Raw genomic sequence first — 22,125 nt, forward strand, 5'->3', positions numbered from 1 at the left:
AATGGGATCCTGAAAAAGACATTGAAGGCAATAATTTGCCATATCGATCAATTCAATTAGGAATACGAAACAATGCAGTAAAGGAATATGTAAATGATTGGATCGTGCATATTGAAGATATAACCCCATATGTCAAAGAACTTAATATATCAAGAAGAAAGGGAATTGATATAACATCTTTTCTTCCAAATGAACAGGTTTATCCTTTGCTATAACTTTTAAGAAACCGCATACAATCAAAACTGGCGAGTGCCACTTCAAGTAATTTGATGTGGCACTCGTTTATTTTAGGGGCTATTTTTTAAGTCCCTTCCTGTCATAAGTATCGAGGAATCTGTGAATGCCCTCGTCGTCCTTGTATGCTATGACTGTATTAACATTCACATTTTCCACACTGCGAAAGATATTCTTCTCCACCTGAGGATTCACCTTTTTTAGCTCCGCTATGAGATTCTTTACCTCAAGCCTTTTCGAGACAGAGCGACTGTCCGGAGCACAGGTTGTGCAGGTATCCGTGAATTTGCAGGCACACTGTATGAAATGAAGCTTGTTGTAATCGCGCCAGTGCTTTATATCGGCTTCGCGGACGAGATAAAGTGGACGTATCAGCTCCATGCCCTCGAAATTGGTACTGTGAAGCTTAGGCATCATGGTCTGTACCTGTCCGCCGTAGAGCATTCCCATGAGTATGGTCTCTATAACGTCGTCAAAGTGGTGTCCAAGAGCTATCTTGTTACATCCCAACGCCTTTGCGTGGCTGTATAGATATCCTCTCCTCATACGTGCGCATATATAACATGGATTCTTCTCGATATTGTATACTGAATCGAATATGTCCGATTCAAATATGTGTATCGGTATCGACAGGGAACGAGCGTTTTCTTCGATAACTCTGCGGTTTTCGGGACTGTAGCCAGGATCCATTACAAGGAACTCCACCTCGAAAGGGAACTTGTCGTGGCGCTTAAGCTCCTGAAAGAGCTTTGCCATGAGCATGGAGTCCTTTCCGCCCGATATACAGACAGCTATCCTGTCCCCCTCCTTTACAAGCTCATACTCGTTTATGGCTTTTGTGAATTTGCACCATACAGACTTTTTAAACTTCTTGCGAATACTCAGCTCTACTTCATCTGTGACCTGCCTGTTCTCCATTTTTATGCGTAGCCATTCAACGTATCCACCTTTAAGGTCGTAGGCGTCAAATCCCCTCTCACAGAGGTTCTCTGCGTACTGTCCACTTATTATACCGCTGCGACAGCAGATTATCAGTTTTTTATCCCGAGGCAGCTCCGCCATCATCAGCTCCTCCTGCGGTATATTTATCGCTCCGTCGATGTGACCGTACTCGAAAGCCGAGCTGTCACGCATATCTATAAGCATATATCCGCCGCTGTCTAGCTCTTCAAGCTCTATGGCAGCAATCTCCCTGCTCATCAAAACACTCCTTATTCCTCATTATGCTGCTTCTTTTCTATGGGAAGCTCCACTGTGAACACAGTTCCTTTGCCTTCCTCGCTCTTTACGCTGACCGTTCCATTATGGTAGATAACACCGTGCTTGACTATGGAAAGTCCAAGACCTGTGCCCTTTATCCTGCTTGAACGACTCTTATCCACGCGGTAAAAGCGTTCGAATATCCTTCCTATGTACTGCTTTGGTATACCCATGCCCGTATCGCTGACAGTTATTATAGCCCTCTGAGGCACATGGGATATCTTAACGCTGAGACTTCCACCGCTGACGTTGTACTTTATGGCGTTGTCGCAGAGATTATACAGCACCTCGCTTAGTATGGTCCTGCTTCCAAGCAAAGACACCCTTTCGCCGGATATAGAGGCAGTTACTCCCTTTTCTTCGGCACTCAAACTAAGGCGTTCAAGCACTTCTTCCGCAAGACTGTAGAGTTCCACGCTCTCGCTCTCACGAGGAGCGGTGTCCTCGTCGAGTTTGGAAAGAGATACAATATCGTTGATGAGGTTTATGAGCCTTTCTGCCTCGCTGCGAATATTTCCACCGAATTCAGCCACATCGCCGCTCTGTACCATGCCGTTGGCAAGCATATCCGCAATGCCGTATATTGTAGTGAGTGGCGTTTTCAGCTCGTGGGAAACATTTGATGTGAACTCCCGGCGCATAGTCTCCAGCTCCTGCTTTTCGGTAACGTCCATAATGAATACCACAAGTCCGCAGACCATGTCTATACTGTTAGCAGGACTGGCTATTACCTCCCGTTGACCATTGCCGGTGCGGAGTATACACTCAGAGCGTCTGCCGCCGAGGGCATTGAGAAGGCAATGACGGAAAACATCTGAATTGTTCAGGGCGTATATGCTCTGTCCCTTTGTGAAGGAGCATGCACCCAAAAGCTTGAGCGCACTGGAATTGCAGGCAAGGACTATCAGCTTGGGATCGGTTATGATAAGTCCCTCTGTCATGCTTTCCGTCATGAGGCTGAACTGCTCGCGACTGCTTTGCAGCTCGTCCATCTGGCGGCTTACCTTATTGTTCTGAGTACGGAGCTTTTCCAAAAGCGGAGCCAGCTCCTTATAATTCTTCTTTATCTTGGGGTGGGCAAGGTCGATATCGTTTATTGGCTTTACGATATTTCTTGATACCATTGAAGCTGCCAGCACAGAAAAAAGCACTACTGCTGCAAGTATGCCCAGCATGGGATTTATCACCTTTACAAGCTCTGCCATTAGGGAGCTGTGTACTCCCGACACCCTTATTACAGAACCGTCGGCCAGTCTGACAGCATGATTCACCGTCTTCTGCATAATGGTGCTGGAATACCTTGAGGCGCTTCCTTCACCGCTTTCTAACGCCTTGGATACCTCCTCACGATCTGAATGGTTTTCAAGGACATCCGGGTCCTCCTCGGAATCGTATATGACCTTTCCATCACTGTTTATCCATGTAACGCGGATATCCTTACCAAAATCCGTCCTTTCAAGGTATACTCCGCCACCCTGCTCGACTGCCGATGCTATGAGCCTTGCGTTGGTTTTTACTTCTGATGCGGCTACCTCGGCAGACCTGCCATAAAGCCCAGCCGTTATGAGGAATATTGCTGCAAGCATTGATATCACGCATATAGAGATTATTCCTAAAAATATTTTCTTAGTCAATAAAGTCGTCACCTGCCTTGTATCCGACGCCACGGATAGTCTTTATAAGATCGCCGCAGCTGCCCAGCTTCTGCCTAAGAGTTCTTACGTGAACGTCAACTGTACGGCTTTCACCCGAAAAATCATAGCCCCATATCTCTCTCAGGAGAAGGTCGCGTGAAAAGACCTCACCCTTGTTTTTTATGAGGAAAAGCAGCATATCGTACTCCTTAAGGGTAAGGGATACCTTTGTACCGTTTGCAAACACTTCATGCTTTGATGGGTATACACAAAGTCCGCCAAGCTCTATCCTGCCACTTTCGGCAACCGTATCGACGGTGCGGCGCAGGAGAGCCTTAATCCTTGATATCAGCTCAAGCATACCGAAAGGCTTGGCGATGTAGTCGTCAGCTCCGCTATCCAGCCCCTCCACCTTGTCAAGCTCGGAATCCTTTGCCGTGAGCATTATCACGGGCAACTTTCTTGTTTCCGGAGCGCTGCGGAGCTTTTTCAGCACTGAGAGACCGTCCTCCTCCGGAAGCATACGGTCGAGCAGCAACAGCTCAGGCATCTGTTTCGACATAGCTGCCCTCAGCGCAGAAGGAGTTTCAAAGCCCTCAGCCTCCATACCAGAGCTTTTCAGACCATAAAGGACGAAATTCCGTATACCTGCTTCATCTTCAAGCATATAGATCATTGCGTACACCTCCTTTAAATCAAAATTTACGTTTTATCTATATAAATATCTTTTCTTTGGTATGGCACAGAGCTTGCATATTCATATGCCTCTGACCTGCGGATATAATCAAAAAATCATCTTCGAGCTCTATATTCCACACATTAAACGAGAACTTGCTGTTTATATTATCAGGTGAAAAAAAGAACATCAACATATATCTGATAATATTCATCATCGTTCGAAAATTGTCTCATCAATAAAAAAGCGTTTCACCATTAAATGAAAATGTACCTGTGTCAAATAGGCTCATTTCAATGCCTATCGGTTCTTCGCACATTTCCTCAAATACTTTTGCAATCTCAGACAACGGCATGGGCTCATTGATTGACTCCTTTAAATTTTCAATATTATACATGAATCACCTTTGTAATTCCCTTTTTAGCCCAGAAATGACTATAAGCAGTGAATGCCGCCCGATGCTTTGGGTAAGTTGAGAATTGATAGTTATGTGCTACTTCGATAAATCAGAATTAACGTAGGAATTTTGACTGTTCTATAATTGCTATTTGGGGATTTGTTATTTCTTTTATATTTATTTCCCATACCTCATAAAGATTATTTTCTACCAATATTTTGTCATCCGCTATTCTTACCGTAATAAAAGGGTTTGAATCATCAAATGCAATCAACCAAAGAAATGAATCAGAACTTAGAGTTTGGGCGAAAATAAATCCATCGCCGCCAAAACTTCCTTCACCAACTGATACTTTCAAATCAAGCTCATCAGATTTACATTCCGCCGAAATACCAATATATGATTCTTCTATTTCTTCCTCTATACATGAATTCTTTTCAATATGTCTTCTATGTTTTTCATCACAGCTTATACAAAGATGCTGGATTGAACCGTCTGCATATAAAATACCATTAATTACAGGCAAAGTTTCGCTTTGAAAATTCAATTTCATGCTAATTCACCACTCTTAAATTATGATTTAATATTATTATACGCTGAAATACTAAAAAATTCAAGTACCTGTTGAAATCAGCCGGAATTATAGGGCACCGGACCATATTTTTTTTGTATTTTAAAAAAATAGTTGAATTCCTGTGCTGTTTGTGTTATACTGTAATGTGCAGGCTTTTGCATAAAAATAAAGATCCGCCTATCTGAGCTTTTATCGCACACGGCGGAAGATCGGAGTAAATATGTTTTTTACAGATATGTTTATATCAATAGCTAAAATATCAGACGCCTCCAATCCGACTATTTTTCCCTTCCCAGCGTGGATGCTCATCGGATTAGCGGCTGCCTCGCTCATCTTCTTTGGCTACAGGTTCGCAGTACAGAAGAAGCCCTTCCAGCTCATCTTCGCTATAGCTCCCCTTATAGCCCTGCTCCTCCTTTTCAGCGAGAGCAAGAAAATATTCTACGGCGTAGGTATAGTTGAATTAATACTGATACTCATCGCCTTTGTTTCCTCTATTGTCTGCAAGCCCAAAACGACAGAGGAAACACCGGCTCAGACGACCACCGCCAAGGAGGACTAAGCTTTGAAGATAGCCGTCCTAGACTGGTATACGGTCAATATAAGTGGAGATATCCCAACAACTCAGCTTGAGGAGCTGGGCGATGTAAAGATAATCTCACTCACCAAGCCTGAGGATACCGCCAATAACATAGCCGACGCGGATATTGTCCTCTGCAACAAGGTGCTCATTACAAAAGAGGTCATGGACGCCTGTCCAAATTTAAAATATGTGGGTCTTTTCGCCACCGGCTTCAACAACGTTGATACCGGATACGCTGCAAAGAAAGGCATAGTGGTATGCAATGCCGGTCAATATTCCACCAATGCTGTTGCTCAGCAGACATTTGCATACATACTCGACCGCTTCAGCCGCATAAGGGACTACGATAACGCTGTTAAAAACGGCGAGTGGGAGCGCTCTCCTGCTTTCTCATATTTCCCGGTGCCGACTGCCGAGCTGGCAGGAAAAACTCTCTCCATTGTGGGCTACGGCTCTATCGGACGGAGAGTTGCCGAAATAGGCTCTGCCTTCGGTATGAACATCGTTATCAGCACTCGAACACAGCCCGAGAACTGTCCTTATGAGGTCACAGACCTCTATACAGCCGCCGAAAAAGCTGACGTGCTCACATTTCACTGCCCTCTTACCGACAAAACGGCAGGTATCATAAACGGGGAGCTTATTTCCCACATGAAGCCGACAGCAATGCTTATAAACACATCAAGAGGCGGTGTAGTGAACGAGGCCGACCTTGCAGAGGCTCTTAACAGCGGAAAAATAGCCGCTGCATACCTTGACGTACTGGAAAAGGAGCCGATGTCTCCCAATACTCCTCTAAAGGGCGCTAAGAACTGCACAATCACGCCACATACCGCATGGGCTCCCCTTGAAACAAGACAGCGCCTTGTGGATATAGTATGTGATAATATCAAGGCATGGCAGAGTGGCAGTCCACGCAACAAAGTCAACTGAAGGAAGATATACCTATGAGAAATATATCCGAAAAGAAGCGTATCGTCATAAAGCTTGGTACCTCCACACTTGCCCACAAGACTGGCAAGCTGAATATCCGCCGCATGACCAACCTTGTCCGCGTTATTTCCGACCTGCACAACTCGGGACGTGAGATAATCATGGTCTCCTCAGGAGCTGTGGGACTTGGCGCAGGAAAGCTGGGACTTCCCGAAAAGCCAAAGGATACTAAGACCAAGCAGGCTGTAGCCGCTATCGGTCAGTGCGAGCTCATGCACGTATACGACGATATGTTTGCGAAATACAGCGTTACGGTGGCACAGATACTGCTCACCAAGACCATAATCAATAACCCCAATCACTGCGAGAACTTCATGAATACAGTAGAGAAGCTGGTAGGAATGGACGTTATACCAATTGTCAATGAGAACGATACTATCGCTATCGACGAGCTGGAGCTTGAAATAGGCGAAAATGACTCCCTATCTGCTCTCGTTGCGGAGCTGTCACGTGCAGACCTGCTGCTGATACTCTCGGATATCGACTCTCTCTACGACGATGATCCCCGTACAAATCCCGACGCAAAGCCTATTCCTCTCGTTGAGAAGATAACTCCCGAGATTGAGGCAATGGCTGGCGGCGCAGGAACAAGTCTCGGCACAGGCGGTATGTCCACAAAGATAACTGCTGCCAAGATAGCTACAAACGCAGGCATAGATATGATAATAATGAACGGAAGAGACCCTGAAAAACTCTACGACCTCTTCGAGGACAAAGAGATAGGCACTCTCTTCAAGGCAAGATGAAGAAAACTGATAACTGACCACTAAATAAACGAGGTGTAATTATGAGCTATACAGAGGAACTGGGAAAAAGAGCCAAGGCTGCGGAGACAGCTGTAGCAGGCGCTTCCACATTACAGAAGGACAGCGCTCTCGCCGAGATATCAAAGGCTCTTATTGAGAACAAGGCGCTTATAATCGCTGAGAATGCCAAGGATATAGCCGCTGCTAAGGCCAACGGCATGACCGAAGCCAAGCAGGACAGACTTAAGCTCGACGAGAAGCGTATCGAAGGCATTGCAAAGGGAGTTAATGAGCTAATCGCTCTTAAGGACCCTATCGGTGAGGTCATCGGAGGCGGAAACCGCCCTAACGGTTTGCAGATAATCAAAACAAGAGTACCTCTCGGTGTTATAGGCATAATCTTCGAGTCACGTCCCAATGTCACCGTTGATGCGGCTGCACTCTGCCTCAAGGCTGGAAACGTCGTTATCCTCAAGGGTGGAAAAGAAGCCATAAACTCAAATGTTTGCCTCGGAAATATCATGAGAAAGGCTTTGGAAAAAGTTGGATTACCTGCGGATATTATACAGGTAGTCGAGAATACAGACCGTGAGACCACCACGGAGCTTATGCGCCTCAATGGCTACGTTGACGTCATTATCCCCCGCGGCGGTGCAAATCTCATACAGGCTGTAGTAAAGAACGCTACTGTTCCCGTTATCGAGACAGGCGCAGGCAACTGCCACGTATATGTTGACGCTTCCGCAGATCTTGAAATGGCTGTAAATATCACCGACAACGCAAAAACTCAGCGTCCTTCCGTATGTAACGCTATCGAGAGTCTTCTCGTACATAAGGATATCGCAGACAGGTTCCTGCCTCTGATAGCAGAGCGCTTCAAGGAGCACGACGTTAAGATATTCGGCTGTGACAGGACAATAGCTATCCTAGGTAATGCCGTAGAAAAGGCTACTGAAACCGAGTACGCAACGGAATTCAACGATTTCATCATAGCCGTAAAGGTAGTTGACAACATCGACGAGGCTATCGCTCATATAAGAAAGTACAGTACAAAACACTCTGAGTGCATCGTTACAAGCTCACTTGAAAATGCACAGAAATTCCAAAAGCAGGTAGACGCTGCAGCTGTCTACGTAAATGCTTCCACCCGTTTCACAGACGGCGGTGAATTCGGCTTCGGCGCAGAAATAGGCATTTCAACACAGAAGCTCCACGCAAGAGGACCTATGGGACTCACAGAACTTACTACAGTAAAATACCTGATCAACGGAAACGGTCAGATTAGATAAAGCACCACTTGATTTTTGGAGGTCGAAATGGCTATTAGAAAAGATCTTGACGATATGCTCAACAGCCTTATGGATGGCGGTGGAAGCGGAGGAATCACTCCTGCAAGAGGTCATAATACTCCTCGTGCTACAAGAAAGAGCAAGTTCGACGATATGTCCGTAGACGATCTGCTCCATGCTCTGGAGGAGGAAAAGCATGGTCCTGACGAGGAGGCAAATGTATCTGACAATGTCCCACCTTCCGTATGGGAATTCGCTCCACCATCCGGAGATATACCAGTACCGCCCCCTGCAGACGAGGAGGAAGTACCCAATATTATCGACGAGGTAATGCATACCGAGGCTTCGGCAGAGATGACAAGGGTATTCGACACTATCCCCATGACAGAGGATGTACCGAAGCCGGTCAAGAAAAAGAAAATAGTTATCTCAGGCGAGCTGCCTGACTATGAAGCTCTCCGCCGTGAGGAAATGGAGCGCGAAAGACAGGCACAGAGAGCGGCTGAGACTGCCGCAGAGGAGGCTCACGCCGCAGAAAGAGCACGCAGAGCAGCGGAAGCAGCCGCTGAAAGAGCTCGTCTCGAGGAGGAAGCAAGACTGCGCCGTCAGGCACATGAGGAAGCAGAGAGACTTCGGCAGGAACAAGAGGCTGCCGAAAGACAGCACCGTATCGAGGAAGCTAAGCTTGCAGAGGAAGCTGAAAGGCAGCGCCGCATCGCTCAGATAGAAGCCGAAAAGCAGCGCAGAGTTGAAGAAGCTGCCGAGCAGGCACGTCTCGCCGAAGAGGCTGAGAGAAACCGTATCGCTGAGAAGGCTGCCGAAGAGGCAAAACTGGAAGAGGCGGAAAGAGCCCGACTTGCCGCAGAGGCTGAGCATCAGCGCAGGATAGAGGAAATGAAGCGCCTTGCGGAGGAGGCTATCCCCGAAAGTGCAATAATAAACGATAATAACATCGCTGACGAGGTAGATACAGCTATTGAGGCTATCGGCGAAGCTGCCGCAGAACCAGCTACAGCTGAGGAATCAGTCTCGGAAGAACCTGAAAAGCCCAAAAAGTTCGGCTTCTTCAAGAAACTCATAAGCAAGGCTAAGGACGAGCCGGAAATGGCTGAGGAAAAAGCTCCCGAGGAGGGACTTTTCGAGAACAGCGGCGATACTGTGTCTGCTACAGACCTTATCGATGCCGCTATAGCTGCTATAAACCACCCGGAGGAAGAAGCTTCCGTTCCCGAAAGCGATCCCGTCGGGGATATGCTCGACAACATCCGTGAGGACGCAGCAGAGGTTATCGACGATATCAGCAGCCACAGAGATACTTCCACGCCAAAGCAGCTTATACTCAGTGACGAGGATATAATCGCAGGGCTCACTCCCGAGCTGAAAGAACGGTTCGATGAGCTCACTCCCGACAAACAGCGTCAGGTAATAGATATGCGCAGGTCGCAGATGGGCGCCATAGCGCCGCCTGCTAAGGAAGCTGAGGCGGAAGAAGAATTCCTGCCAGATGAAGAATTCATTCCATCGCCTGAAATAGAAAGCATATCCGAGGCACTCAACGAGTCAGAGGTGTTTGACGGCACCTCGGAGGATGAAGAGAAGGAGCAGTCTGTCTCAGAAACTCCGGAACAGCCTGAAAAGCCACAGAAAAAGTCTGCTTCGACTATACAGAAGATGCTCGAGGAGGATTCTGGAAAGCTCATCTCACAACGTAGTGAGCATACCGAATTCAGTCCTGCCGACAATGCCGCCGATCCCAACAGAAAAAAACGCCTGTATACCATACTTGGCGTGGTTCTGTCGGCATTTGCGGTTATCGGTATCATCGCTACGGTATTCAAGGGCGTAGGACTGTTCCGCAGTTTTACCTCCGGAGAAGTAAAGAAGGACAGTTTCACACAAATGATATATCCAGCAGCTATAATGGATATAGAGCCCTTCAGCGACCCGTCACAGCTCACCTCAGAGCAGATAATTACCGCTACTATATGGTCAATAATTATGGATGACAGCAAAGTCTCAAACTATGAGCCTACTCTGGATACCGTGACTATCCCCGACGTTGACGTAGAGAAATACGCAGTAGAGCTGTTTGGAGAGAATATCCCCGAATTCAACCACTGCACCGTAGGACCTGTGGAATCGCGTTTCTACTACTCCGACGGAGCCTACAATGTTAAGATGAAGACTATTACTCATACCTACGCTCCCGAAATAAAGACAATAGTCAAGAACGGAAAGGAGTATACCCTCACTGTTGACTATATCTCGGAGCTGCCACAGTGGATGGAAAAGACCGTGGCAAAGCAGGCTGAGTACAAGCTCACCGAAAAGGAAGATGGTACCTTCCGATACAATTCAATGAAGATACTCTCCGTAAACAACGGAAATCTTTAAAAAATACAAGCGGAATTCTCCGCTGACTGCATCCGGGAACGGTTTAAGCCGTTCCCGGTTTTTTTCTCCAAATGTTACAATTAGGAAATGCTTACCCGTGAAATAATTACAAAATAAATACAAATTCATAGGATTTCAGAATATCGAGCTTCAAACAGTTGACATTTTACGATTTTATTGATAAAATAGATATGATGCCTTTATTGTGCATATACTATTTTTAGGAGGAGGAGCTGCTTTGGGAGACAGTAAATATTGTAACAGATGTATGGAACAATACGACAGTTCACTTCATGTATGTCCGTCCTGCGGATACGTTGAAAGTGCTGAGTATGACCCTATGTACGTTCCACCGGGTACAATACTTCACACTAAGTATCTCTGCGGTATTCTTCTTGAATACAACGGCGAGGGTGCAACATATATCGGCTGTGATATATCAACGGGTAAAAAGGTGTTTATCAGAGAATATATGCCCATAAACCTGTGTACCCGAGTAAAAAACAAGCCTACTATCAGCGTAAATTACAACAACCTTGCCAAGTACAAGGCGTTTATGGCTGAGTACACAGAGCTGAACAAGTCCCTTGCAAGGCTCCGCAACAACTCTAATATACCTCCTGTTCTCGATATGTTCGCCGAGAACAACACGACATACACCGTTTTTGAGTACATCGAGGGCGTAAAGATACTGGACTACCTCAAGGAAAACGCTGGGGAGCTCAGCTGGGAAGAGGTATCAAAGATATTCCCTCCACTCTTTACCACTATCGGTATACTCCATAATGCTGGTATAATACACCGCGCTATAAGCCCTGATACAGTGTATATCACCGACAAGGGCGAGTTGAAGCTCTGTGGCTTCTGCGTATCAGCTGTAAGAACAGCAAACGCAGGGCTTGAATATGAGCTTTTCAAGGGCTATGCGGCTCCCGAGCAGTATTCTGCGAGCAGCAGCAGCCGTCAGGGCTCATGGACAGATGTTTACGGCGTCTGTGCCCTGCTTTACAGAGCCCTTACAGGCTGTATGCCTGTGGATTCGGTTAGCCGTCAAAACCACGATGACCTCCACGAACCAAATACGCTTGATCCAAGTATACCTAAACATGTTTCCCGTGTAATCATGGAAGGTATGAACCTCAACGGCAGAGACCGTATACAGACCATCACCGAGCTCGTGACAAAGCTCTTTGAGCAACCTGAGGAGGAAGATACTGAAGACGAGGATTTCGACAGCACTCTTTTCCTAAACGATCGTCCAGGTGCATCTGCTCCTGATCCAGAGCCCGAGCCTGTTATCGCGCCTGCTTACCATGCAGTGCAGCCGTCAGCTCCACTCCCAGAGGAAGAAGTCATACACCAGCACAGCGCTCCTGCCTACAACAGACCTCTCAGGGACGACAGCTACAACTACGAAAAGGTAAATACAGTGGACCGTATAAAGGTTCCGGTTATTATAGGTCTCCTTTTCCTGTCGATTCTTCTTATAATAGTTGTTCTCCTCATGCATATATTCTCTACTGAAGAAGAGGAGGACACTACTTCAAAGTCAAGAAGCAAGCGTTCCACTATCGTAAGTGACAACGTCGTTGACGATAGTGCCACAACAAAGGAAAAAAATATTGTTATGCCAAGGCTGATCGGCAGATTCTACGAAATAGAAAAGAAGAACACGGAGTTCAACCTTGAAGCCGTTTATGAATACAACGATGACTATGAGAGTGATATGATCTTCGAGCAGAGCGTTCCCGAGGGTGAGATGATCGCAGAGGGAGATACTATAGTTATCAAGGTTAGCAAGGGCAAGAGCAAGGCAACTATTCCAGAATTCTCAGGAAAAACAGTTGACCAGTACAAAAACGCCCTTGACTCCGCCGGAATATCGTCCCATAACTATGAGTTTGTAGAATCCAAGAACTCCTCCGGCAAGGCAAATACCATTATCGAGCTCCGCTCTGACGGAAAGAAAGTTGAGCCCGGTACAGTATTCGACTGCTCAAGCGGAAAAAAGCTGACTGTATACTATGCTTCCGGAAGCGACTCGCAGCAAAGTACTACATCTGCTGTAACTACCACCTCAGTTGCAACTACAGTAGCTAATACGACCACTACCGCAGCAGCTACAACTACAGCGGCGCCCACTACTACAGCGGCACCTACCACAACTCAGGCACCGATCACTACCGCACCGCCTACAGATCCGCCCACAGAGCCTCCTACGGAGCCTCCCACGGATCCGCCTACAGAAGCTCCGCCTGTTGAAGTCACAACAATAGACGACGGCGGTCAGGGTTAAACAATTAAAGCAAAAGACCATAAGGAAGTAAACGCTTCGTTATGGTCTTTTTATTATACATACCTGTACAAAGGGAAATGCGCCGCAGTACGGGAATACTGTGGCGCGTTTTGAGAAAAGGATCTGAATGATCATGAAGATGTCACTTTTTGTCCGCCTTCAAGCGTACCGCCGTATGCCGCAAGCTGCGTCTGGTCGGTAGTCTGGAAGTAAGTGGAACCATTAAGAATTCCACCTGTATAGAAGGCAGCACCGGAACTTACGCCCGAACCGCCTGCTTTAAGGAGTTTTACGTCTTTATCAACTATGAATGAAAGTATTACCTTATTGTCATTGCCTACGAGTGATAGCCTTGTATTCGGATCTATCCAGCTCGATACATCGACTGCGGCAGTAAGCTCTGTGCCGCCGAAGCTCATACCGCCTGACGGGCAATTGCTTACCCATACTCCGCCATTGCACTTTACCGAGAATCCACCGCCGTCACCGCAGTCAAAAGGCTCATTGCCGTTTGTGACTACATACCCGCCGTTTATCTCGATATTGCCGTTAGAATCAAAACCATCATGGTCTCCGTTGGTAACGTTTACAAGCGAGAAGCCGCCGTTTATCTGGATTATATAATCAGCGCTGCTATTGCCGAAACCGCCCATTCCGCCGCCGCCAGGTCTGCCGCCGCCGAAGCCGCCCTGATCCCATGGCATACCAGTGTTGCCGCTGCCTGAACCGTCACTGCCGCCTGCTGCATTATAGCCGTCGTCAGTGGAGTTTATGATAACAGAACCGCTGTTCTGGTAGATCTTCTGAGCCTCTATGCCCTCATAAGCCTTTTCAACATATACGACCACCTTATCGTAGCCGCCGTCTTTAGCGCCTATAGTGAAGGCATGACCGGCATGAGCACCGTCGTCCGCAGAAGCAAGCTTTATATCGCCGCCCATTAGGTCAACGTTGCCGCTACCGTGAATACAGTCGTCTGAGGAGTCGATAGTCAGCGTACCACCGTTTATCGTGATATCACCACCGCTCTGCCACGTAGTGCCAGCTTCGTCATAAAGACCTGTTACCTTTATGCCCTTTGCGGAAATATCGGTCTTATCGGAGTTGCCGTCCATGAAACCGCCTCTGCCTCCTGTATTGCTGCCTGTTGAAGTTCCAGTGAAGGAGCTTCCCTGATAGGTCTTGACATTAACATTGCCGCCGTTCATAACAAAGAACTGCTCTGACTGTATGCCATCTGCGTAGGAGTCTATATTAACAGTTCCGCCATTGACAGTAACTATACCTACCTGCTTTGCGGTGGACGAAGTCTCTTTAGATGTAGCCTTTATTCCGTCGCCACCCTTTGTCTTAACTGTGACACTGAGTGCGGAATAGTCTGCTTCTTCACCGGCTGATGATGTATTACCGATAGTTACGCTGTCCTTTGCACGGATTCCGTCATCGGTTGCGTTAACTGTCAGTGTGCTATTATATATCTTGATATCGTCCTTTCCGACGATAGCGTCCGCAGCGTTTCCGTTTACGGTGAGCTTTCCCTTACCCTTGAACTTTATGTCATCCTTCGAGTAGATAGCAGCCGAAGCGTTGTCTGCGTTGGTGTAGCTCTCACCGTCAGAAATTGTATTCTCTGTACCGTTTTTAGCGGTAATAATGACCTCATCTGCGATAGATGCTACGTATATAGGAGAATTCTTGGTATTTGTAAGGCTCATGCCGCTGAGAACGAGCTCAACGACGCCGTCGGGATAGACAGTCTTGTCTACATCAACAACGATCTGTCCGCCAGTCATCTCGCCGGTTACTGTAAAAACCCCCGGTTGAGTGATCGTGCATACGTTGTTTTCAATCTTTGCCTCGTCAGAGGCGCTGGTAACCATTCCCGAATCGGAAAGAGCTATAGTAAATCCCTCTGGAACCGGTGTAGGCACTACATCACTTTTTAAAGTACCTGAGGGATCAACATTATCGAATACAGTTATCAGACTGAGTTGGAACTGTGTCTGCTTACCATCTGTATGAGTTACGGAAGCACCTGTTGAAAGGTTCTTGAAGCCGCATGACTTGGCGCCGTTTATGGAAGTAGCACTGAAGAGGACATATTTGAACTTCTTCGGATACTTGACATCAACGCTAGGTATAACTATACTATTGTCCTTCTTCCATGTACCGTCCTTCTCGTTTGTAGGATCGTCGATACAGTTTAGAAGTACAGTAGTCTGTGTTGTACCTTCAAGAAGCTTTTCATCAATCTGAGCTTCTGTAGCTGTAGCGATAACAGTACCGCCTGTGATATTTACGGCTGCGGCTGTAAGTCCTCTATCGCCGCCAGCAACGAGTACGCCGTCGCTGATATCAATTGTTGTTTCAGCTTGTACAGCATCCTTGCCTGCCTTGATTCTTGTAATACCGCCTGTGAAGGAAACAGCATCCTTGCTAGACTTGATTCCATCACCCTCGGCGTCGATATCCAATATTCCGTCCTTTACAGTTATAGATTTCTTAGCCTTGATACCGTCGGTATTGCTCTCAGAATTCAGCGTTGTGATGCTAATCTTGCCGCCATTTATCTTGATGTCGTTGTTGCAAGACACAGCATCCTGTGTATTAGCAGTGATCGTAAGGACGCCATCGCCCTTTTCGCCGCCTTTGATAGTAATATCGTCCTTGGCTTCGATAACTGCCGACTTAGCATAATCGCCCTCGTAGGCTGTATCGCCGTCCGAAACGGTATTCTCGGTGCCATCAACAATATTGATAGATGTATTCTTTGCGTTTGTGATAAGTATTGCAGGAGCGCTCTTGCCTGTGATATTCGCATTATTGAGGAATATCTTTACAGTCTCAGCGTCCGCAGTAACGTCAGCGATATTAACGTCAATCTGACCGTCGTCAAGAGTGCCGTCCACATAATATTCACCGGAATGAGTGATAGTGACCTTTGTGCCCTCGACTACAGCATTTTCGCCCTCTACTTCGATAGAAGTGTTCTTGAGGTGAATCTTCACTGCATCAGCAACAGGAGTAATATCAGTCTTTCCGCTACTTAGCTCGCCCTTGCCCAGAAGATACATCTGGATTGCAAGTGCATCATTTGTGGAAACGCCGTCGTTTTCACCGTTGCAGTCTGCGTTAATCCAACCTTGATTGGTAATAGCGTGTTCGTCCGAACCGCTCACACCATACTTGTTTGGGTTTGCAAGTGCCTGCATTATCATGACAGCGTCAGCCATATCAACTCCGCCGTCGCAGTTTGCATCGCCGACCATTGTGGAAACTTCCGTTTCCGCTGCACAGCCCACCACCGGCATAGCAGCTGCCGCCAGACAAGCAGCAGAAACACCTGCAATGAGCTTCCTTAAGCCATTGTTTCTCATAAGTGATCATTCTCCTTTTCTTAATATCGCCCTGTTAAAGGTCAAACCGAGTTTGACTATGGTTACATTATAACGGCTTCACCTTGAAATAATCTTAAAATTTCCTTAAAAGAAAATTAAAATCATCTTAACAGGACATAATTTTATATGTCACTATTTAATTGTCCCTGTTTTAATTATACTATTTTTACAGAGGTTAAGCAATTTACAATAACGCACAAAAAAGTCCTTTTTGATTTGGATATCTTGCCAAAGTCCCTTATTTGTTGTATAATAATAGTAAGTCCTCATCTGCTCGCTTTTTGACAAATGATTTTTTTCAGGGAGTTGAATGCCATAATGTCAAAAGTAAGAAAATATCTCCTCTTTACATTTATTTCCTCATGGATAATACAAGTCATTGGCTGCCGGGATCTTGGTCATAACAATATGGCAGGAGCAGTCAGCTTCAGCTATGCGCTGTCCTTCTGTATGCTCATGCCGACTCTTGGAGCCTTCTTTTCAAAGGCAGATGTGGGCAGAATGGGCTGGAGGCCCAATATCACTAAAAATATAAAACTGATACTCTTTGCGTGGCTGATGCCGACCGTTTTTCAGATAGCAGGAGCTGCTCTATATTACCTTGTATTTTCAGATGATATTGCTCATTCCGGAGAATATCTGCGTGACGTAGATTGTGAAGCCTTTGAGGAATGCGTCAGGACTGGAAGCTCTTACGGTATGTATATCGCAAAGGAGATATTCTATTCACTAACCTCATTCTATACATGTTTTGGGGTATTTCTCGGACTTGGCGAAGAGATAGGCTGGAGAGGCTTCCTTTATCCTGAGCTGAAAAATCGCTTTGGGAAGGCTAAAGGACTTCTTCTTGGCGGAACGATACATGGAGTATGGCATTTTCCCTTGATACTGCTGGCCGGCTACGAATACGGTACGAGATACATCGGAGCTCCATTGCTGGGACTGTTTGCCTTCTGCGTTTTCACTGTGACAACAGGCATAATCTCGGACTGGCTGTACGTAAAGTCTGGCAGTATATGGCTACCCGCAATTATTCACAGCACTACCAATACCACCTTCAATCCCTGTATGCTTAGGGGAACCGGTCACCTTGAACGTTCAGTATTAGGTCCCATGGATATAGGACTAATTGCCATTATACCAATGGCTATTTTTGCCGCAGGACTTATATACATCGATTATCGACGTAAAATAGACGTGTTTGAGGAGTTCTGATACCTTATGAAAGGAGATGCGGCCTTGAAAATTGATAAAAACGCGGAAAAGCTCCTATCTGAGCTTGAAAGCTGCGGCTTTGAAGCATACATGGTCGGCGGCTGCGTCCGCGACAGCGTTATGGGCAGAGAGTACCATGATATAGACATAACCACAAATGCTCTACCTGAGGATATCCTGCGAGTATTCTGCAGCTATAAAGTCATACCGACTGGCATAAAGCACGGCACTGTTACAGTATTATGCGACGGTGAGCCATTTGAAATCACTACATACCGCATTGACGGAACATATACTGATCACCGCCGTCCAGACAGTGTGGAGTTCACTTCTGATATAACCGCCGATCTTGCAAGGCGCGACTTCACCATAAACGCAACTGCTATGGACAAAAATGGCTCTGTCATAGACCCATTCGGTGGCATCTCTGACATGAAAGAGGGTATCATACGCTGCGTAGGTGACCCGAAGAAGCGATTCTCTGAGGATGCTCTCCGCATTATGAGGGCTGTACGCTTCGCCTCACAGCTTGGCTTTGTTATAGATGATGATACCGCTACAGCTATACACGATATGAAGGACCTGCTCCAGAATATATCAAATGAGCGTATACGCGACGAGCTGGATAAAATTGTATGCGGAAAAAATAGTACGTCTGTCCTCTTAGAGTACAGCGACGTAATAACCTCTGTTATCCCCGAATTCAAACCAAGCATCGGACTTGACCAGCGTTCTCCATACCACAAGTACACAGTATGGGAGCACACTGTTAGAGCTATCGGCTTTGCGCCGGAAAACGACGTAAAGCTGAGAAGAACGTTGCTTTTCCACGATATTGGCAAGCCTGCCTGCATGAAGTTGGACGAAACAGGCAGAGGTCATTTCAAGCAGCATGACCGCGTAGGTGCCGAAATCACCGAAAAGGTCATGAAACGCCTTCGTTACGATACAAAGTCCATTTCTTACTCCACAGCTCTCATTGCTAATCACAGCAAAAAGCTCCGGGGCAGAGCTGACGTAAAAAAAATGATGTACCGTATCGGCGACGAACTATTCTTCGCTCTTACAGAGATGAAGAAGTGTGATAATTCGGCCAAAAACGAGTTCGTACTGGAGGAGAATCTGTACTTTGACAAACTTGCAGACACTGGAAGGGAAATAATCGCTGGCAACGAGTGCCGCAGTCTCGTCGGACTGGATATAAACGGCTCGGAGCTTGTCGCACTCGGGCTGAAAGGGGCTGAAATAGGCGAAATGCAGCATAAGCTCCTTGAACTCGTCATGGAGGACGAGCTTCCAAATGAAAAAGAAATACTGCTGAAATATGCAGAAAAGGAGTGCAAAAAATGACAGGAAGGATACATTCGACAGAGAGCTTTGGTACCGTTGACGGTCCTGGGATACGCTTCGTGGTATTCTTTCAGGGATGTCCTCTGAGGTGTAAGTACTGTCACAACCCTGATACATGGGACTTTTCCGGAGGTAAGGAAACCACAGCAGAGGAGCTGATGAAGGAGTATGATTCGTACAGGGAATTCCTGAGGTCCGGCGGTATAACCGCTACAGGAGGCGAACCCCTTGCACAGCCAGAGTTCCTTGCGGAGCTCTTTTCTCTCGCCAAAAGCAAGGGAGTCCACACCTGTCTCGATACATCAGCAGGAGTTTACGACCCCGAACATCATGAAAGCATCGACAGAGCACTTAAATATACCGACCTTGTAATGCTTGATATAAAGCACATCGAAAATGACTTTCACCAGGATTTGACAGGGATAGGCAACCGCAATGTACTTGCCTTTGCAGAGCACATCCGCGACCTCGGCATACCGGTGTGGATACGTCATGTGGTAGTACCTGGCATCACTGACAGGTATGAGGAGCTTTTCTCTCTTGGAGAGTATCTCTCTACACTCAGCAATCTGAAAGCGCTCGATGTTCTCCCCTATCATGACATGGCAAAGGCAAAGTATGCCGAGCTGGGACTTGATTATCCTCTTGGCGATACTCCACCGCTGACAAAGGAAAAAGCAGTAAAGGCGCGTGAGACTATTATCGCAGGTATAAAGTTCGGACTTCAAAGGCAGAAATAACAAAAAACAAGACCTTCGTAACATTACGGAGGTCTTTTTCATATTATTAGTGAGTAGAGAGTAGTAATTAGAATAATGCAGTTAAGCTGCTTCTAATCTCTACTTTCTACTTACTACTCACCTCAAATAAAAATTTATCAAAGCTTAATTTTTATTTATCACGGCGTGCCGTATGCCGTAAAGCGGTGGAGAACATTATGTGCGGAATTGCGGGAGCTATCAGCTTCATTGAAGATATGCGCGAAGATATGAAGGTCTATGAAAAAATGCAGCGTGCCATGCTTCGCCGGGGGCCCGACCAGCGCGGTATGCTGCTCACAAAGGAAGCCGCCCTCATACACACACGTCTTGCAGTCATCGACATAAACGGCGGAAGGCAGCCTATGACCTTCGGGAAGTATACTATTATATATAACGGTGAGCTGTACAACACAGAGGAGCTCCGCCGCGAGCTTGCAGAGGATTTTGACTTTACCACACGTTCAGACACTGAGGTAGTGCTCAAAGGCTACATAAAATGGGGAAGCTCCTGCGTTAAACACTTTAACGGGATATTCGCCCTTGCAGTCTATGACGAGCAGGAGCATCAAGTCTTTCTTGCCCGTGACCGTATAGGCGTGAAGCCATTGTTTTACTTTAAGACTGACGACAAGCTCATCTTCGCCTCAGAGCTTCCAGCACTCCTTGAACACCCTGATATTCCCCATGAGATAGACGAGACGGGCGCTGCCGAGCTCATACTCATGGCTCCCGGCAGAACTATGGGCTGCGGAGTGATACGCGGTGTAAAAGAGCTTCCTCCCGGCTGGTGCGGTTACTATGATATAAATGGACTGAATATACACGAATACTGGCGGCTACGAGCCTTTGAGCTCCACGAGAGCTTTGAACAGACCGCCGAGCATGTCCGGGATCTCCTCCTCGACTCCATAAAGCGGCAGCTAATCTCTGACGTGCCTGTATGTACTTTCCTTTCGGGTGGTCTAGACTCAAGCCTTATCTCCTCTGTTGCGGCTTCTGAGCTAAAAAAGCATGGAAAAAGGCTCAGCACATTCTCCGTGGATTATGCAGACAATGATAGATACTTCCAAATCAGCCATTTTCAGCCCAACAGTGACCCTGAATATATAAACTGTATGACTGAATATCTCGGATCTGATCACCACTGGACCGTAGTAGATACTACCGAGTTAATCGAAGCTCTTGACGATGCAACTGAAGCCAGAGGTCTTCCCGGCATGGCTGACGTTGACGCCTCTCTACTGCTTTTCTGTCGGGAAATAAAAAAACACGGTACGGTCGCTCTTTCAGGAGAATGTGCCGACGAGATATTTGGCGGTTATCCATGGTACAGAGACAAGGATATCCGCATGACAAATGGCTTTCCGTGGGCTCAGTGTACAGCCTACCGCAGCCGCTTTATTTGTGACGAGTACGCCATGAGAATAAACCCTGAGGAATACGTATACTCGGCCTATCAGAGGACCGCCGACAGTACCTTAAAACTTGACAGTGACAGCCCTCTTGAATCCCGTATGCGCGAAATGACCCAGCTTAATTTTCACTGGTTCATGCAGAATCTTCTTGACCGCAAGGACAGAATGTCCATGTTCAGCGGTCTTGAAGTCCGGGTACCTTTCTGTGACTACCGCATAGCCGAGTACCTTTACAATGTACCATGGGAGTATAAGGACTATATGGGCAGAGAAAAGGGCCTTCTCCGCGAAGCTATGAAAGATTGGTTACCGAAGAATGTTCTGCAACGTAAAAAAAGCCCCTATCCCAAGACCCATAATCCAGCGTTTTTATCTGGAGTCACAGAGAAGCTCCGGAGCATACTGGATAACGGCGGAGATAAGCTGACTCAGCTCGTAAAGCGAGAGGAACTTGAAAAGCTGCTACGACATGAGGAAAACGTGCAGTGGTACGGACAGCTGATGAATCTGCCGCAGACCATATCATATTTCATACAACTCAACTACTGGCTGGAGCGCTTTGACATACGCCTGAAATAGACATAAAATGAAGCTCCCTTGTGGGAGCTTCGGAAATATTATTTAAGGTCAGTTCTGTTAAATACCATTATTCCGCCTATTGTTGCAGCGATAAATATTGCTATATCAATAATTATCATAATAATAGCGTTCTCTGGAACATTGTCTGGAGCATATCTGAATGCGTCCCTCTGCAAGCTCGGTATTGCGATAGAAGCGATCTTTTCAACCTTATCGCTTCTTGAAAACATTACTATCATTCCTGCTACGGTGGATATTATTGTATCCATCATGAGAGAGAGCACAAAGCCGCCAACATTTCTCATTGAGTTGCATACAAACACAATAGCGC

At 46.6% G+C, this 22,125-nt stretch carries 17 protein-coding genes; 11 read left to right on the forward strand and 6 right to left on the reverse strand.

What is annotated here, in order from left to right; translation table 11 throughout:
* On the forward strand, nt 1-215 hold a 215-nt coding region (locus tag J6U00_RS06005), incomplete at its 5' end, for a DUF4291 family protein (protein WP_296580155.1).
* Between the two features lie 79 nt (nt 216-294).
* On the opposite strand, the gene J6U00_RS06010 is transcribed toward J6U00_RS06005, so the two are convergent.
* The 4 genes from J6U00_RS06010 to J6U00_RS06025 form a co-directional block, all read right to left on the reverse strand.
* Nucleotides 295-1,434, reverse strand: a complete 1,140-nt coding sequence (locus J6U00_RS06010; protein ID WP_296580156.1) for an ATP-binding protein — start codon at nt 1,432-1,434, stop codon at nt 295-297.
* Nucleotides 1,435-1,445: 11 nt separating this feature from the next.
* The gene (locus J6U00_RS06015) at nt 1,446-3,128 is read right to left on the reverse strand and encodes an ATP-binding protein (protein WP_296580158.1); all 1,683 of its coding nucleotides are present in this window, start codon (nt 3,126-3,128) and stop codon (nt 1,446-1,448) included.
* Nucleotides 3,121-3,804 carry a response regulator transcription factor gene (locus J6U00_RS06020; RefSeq protein ID WP_296580160.1) on the reverse strand — a complete coding sequence of 228 codons (684 nt, stop codon included), beginning with the start codon at nt 3,802-3,804 and terminating at the stop codon, nt 3,121-3,123. Before J6U00_RS06020 ends, J6U00_RS06015 begins: the two co-directional genes overlap by 8 nt.
* A 512-nt stretch (nt 3,805-4,316) precedes the next feature.
* Nucleotides 4,317-4,754 carry a hypothetical protein gene (locus J6U00_RS06025; RefSeq protein ID WP_296580163.1) on the reverse strand — a complete coding sequence of 146 codons (438 nt, stop codon included), beginning with the start codon at nt 4,752-4,754 and terminating at the stop codon, nt 4,317-4,319.
* A 241-nt stretch (nt 4,755-4,995) separates the two neighbouring features.
* On the opposite strand from J6U00_RS06025, the gene J6U00_RS06030 reads away from it, so the two are divergent.
* From J6U00_RS06030 to J6U00_RS06055, 6 genes are all read left to right on the forward strand, one after another.
* Complete coding sequence (locus J6U00_RS06030; protein WP_296580165.1) at nt 4,996-5,337, forward strand: hypothetical protein; 342 nt, start codon at nt 4,996-4,998, stop codon at nt 5,335-5,337.
* Between the two features lie 3 nt (nt 5,338-5,340).
* The gene (locus J6U00_RS06035; RefSeq protein WP_296580167.1) at nt 5,341-6,291 is read left to right on the forward strand and encodes a D-2-hydroxyacid dehydrogenase; all 951 of its coding nucleotides are present in this window, start codon (nt 5,341-5,343) and stop codon (nt 6,289-6,291) included.
* A gap of 14 nt (nt 6,292-6,305) precedes the next feature.
* Nucleotides 6,306-7,097 carry a glutamate 5-kinase gene (gene proB / locus J6U00_RS06040; RefSeq protein ID WP_296580168.1) on the forward strand — a complete coding sequence of 264 codons (792 nt, stop codon included), beginning with the start codon at nt 6,306-6,308 and terminating at the stop codon, nt 7,095-7,097.
* Between the two features lie 41 nt (nt 7,098-7,138).
* On the forward strand, nt 7,139-8,386 hold the full coding sequence (locus J6U00_RS06045) for a glutamate-5-semialdehyde dehydrogenase (RefSeq protein ID WP_296580169.1): 1,248 nt from the start codon (nt 7,139-7,141) through the stop codon (nt 8,384-8,386).
* Nucleotides 8,387-8,413: 27 nt separating this feature from the next.
* Nucleotides 8,414-10,780 carry a hypothetical protein gene (locus J6U00_RS06050; RefSeq protein WP_296580171.1) on the forward strand — a complete coding sequence of 789 codons (2,367 nt, stop codon included), beginning with the start codon at nt 8,414-8,416 and terminating at the stop codon, nt 10,778-10,780.
* Nucleotides 10,781-11,018: 238 nt separating this feature from the next.
* Nucleotides 11,019-13,076, forward strand: a complete 2,058-nt coding sequence (locus J6U00_RS06055) for a PASTA domain-containing protein (RefSeq protein ID WP_296580173.1) — start codon at nt 11,019-11,021, stop codon at nt 13,074-13,076.
* 131 nt (nt 13,077-13,207) lie between these two features.
* On the opposite strand, the gene J6U00_RS06060 is transcribed toward J6U00_RS06055, so the two are convergent.
* A complete protein-coding gene (locus tag J6U00_RS06060; protein ID WP_296580175.1) occupies nt 13,208-16,453 on the reverse strand; it encodes a carbohydrate-binding domain-containing protein in 3,246 nt (1,081 codons plus the stop codon).
* Nucleotides 16,454-16,792: 339 nt separating this feature from the next.
* On the opposite strand from J6U00_RS06060, the gene J6U00_RS06065 reads away from it, so the two are divergent.
* The 4 genes from J6U00_RS06065 (at nt 16,793) to asnB (ending at nt 21,794) form a co-directional block, all read left to right on the forward strand.
* Nucleotides 16,793-17,689, forward strand: coding sequence for a CPBP family intramembrane glutamic endopeptidase (locus J6U00_RS06065; RefSeq protein WP_296580177.1), 897 nt, complete (start codon nt 16,793-16,795; stop codon nt 17,687-17,689).
* A 24-nt stretch (nt 17,690-17,713) separates the two neighbouring features.
* Nucleotides 17,714-19,039, forward strand: coding sequence for a CCA tRNA nucleotidyltransferase (locus J6U00_RS06070; RefSeq protein ID WP_296580179.1), 1,326 nt, complete (start codon nt 17,714-17,716; stop codon nt 19,037-19,039).
* Nucleotides 19,036-19,779, forward strand: coding sequence for a pyruvate formate-lyase-activating protein (gene pflA, locus J6U00_RS06075; RefSeq protein WP_296580181.1), 744 nt, complete (start codon nt 19,036-19,038; stop codon nt 19,777-19,779). Before J6U00_RS06070 ends, pflA begins: the two co-directional genes overlap by 4 nt.
* Nucleotides 19,780-19,976: 197 nt before the next feature.
* Complete coding sequence (gene asnB, locus J6U00_RS06080) at nt 19,977-21,794, forward strand: asparagine synthase (glutamine-hydrolyzing) (RefSeq protein ID WP_296580183.1); 1,818 nt, start codon at nt 19,977-19,979, stop codon at nt 21,792-21,794.
* A 38-nt stretch (nt 21,795-21,832) separates the two neighbouring features.
* Here asnB and J6U00_RS06085 read toward each other — a convergent pair.
* Nucleotides 21,833-22,125: hypothetical protein (locus tag J6U00_RS06085; protein WP_296580185.1), on the reverse strand; the 293-nt coding region annotated here is incomplete at its 5' end.

The sequence above is a fragment of the Ruminococcus sp. genome (genome assembly GCF_017650195.1).
Lineage (GTDB): Bacteria > Bacillota > Clostridia > Oscillospirales > Ruminococcaceae > Ruminococcus.

Bases quoted from the DNA above. Each gene is read 5' to 3' on its own strand.
- J6U00_RS06060 (WP_296580175.1), bottom strand. From the start codon at position 16,453: ATGAGAAACAATGGCTTAAGGAAGCTCATTGCAGGTGTTTCTGCTGCT.
- J6U00_RS06045 (WP_296580169.1), top strand. From the start codon at position 7,139: ATGAGCTATACAGAGGAACTGGGAAAAAGAGCCAAGGCTGCGGAGACA.
- asnB (WP_296580183.1), top strand. From the start codon at position 19,977: ATGTGCGGAATTGCGGGAGCTATCAGCTTCATTGAAGATATGCGCGAA.
- J6U00_RS06020 (WP_296580160.1), bottom strand. From the start codon at position 3,804: ATGATCTATATGCTTGAAGATGAAGCAGGTATACGGAATTTCGTCCTT.
- J6U00_RS06050 (WP_296580171.1), top strand. From the start codon at position 8,414: ATGGCTATTAGAAAAGATCTTGACGATATGCTCAACAGCCTTATGGAT.
- proB (WP_296580168.1), top strand. From the start codon at position 6,306: ATGAGAAATATATCCGAAAAGAAGCGTATCGTCATAAAGCTTGGTACC.
- J6U00_RS06010 (WP_296580156.1), bottom strand. From the start codon at position 1,434: ATGAGCAGGGAGATTGCTGCCATAGAGCTTGAAGAGCTAGACAGCGGC.
- J6U00_RS06030 (WP_296580165.1), top strand. From the start codon at position 4,996: ATGTTTTTTACAGATATGTTTATATCAATAGCTAAAATATCAGACGCC.
- J6U00_RS06025 (WP_296580163.1), bottom strand. From the start codon at position 4,754: ATGAAATTGAATTTTCAAAGCGAAACTTTGCCTGTAATTAATGGTATT.
- J6U00_RS06065 (WP_296580177.1), top strand. From the start codon at position 16,793: ATGTCAAAAGTAAGAAAATATCTCCTCTTTACATTTATTTCCTCATGG.
- pflA (WP_296580181.1), top strand. From the start codon at position 19,036: ATGACAGGAAGGATACATTCGACAGAGAGCTTTGGTACCGTTGACGGT.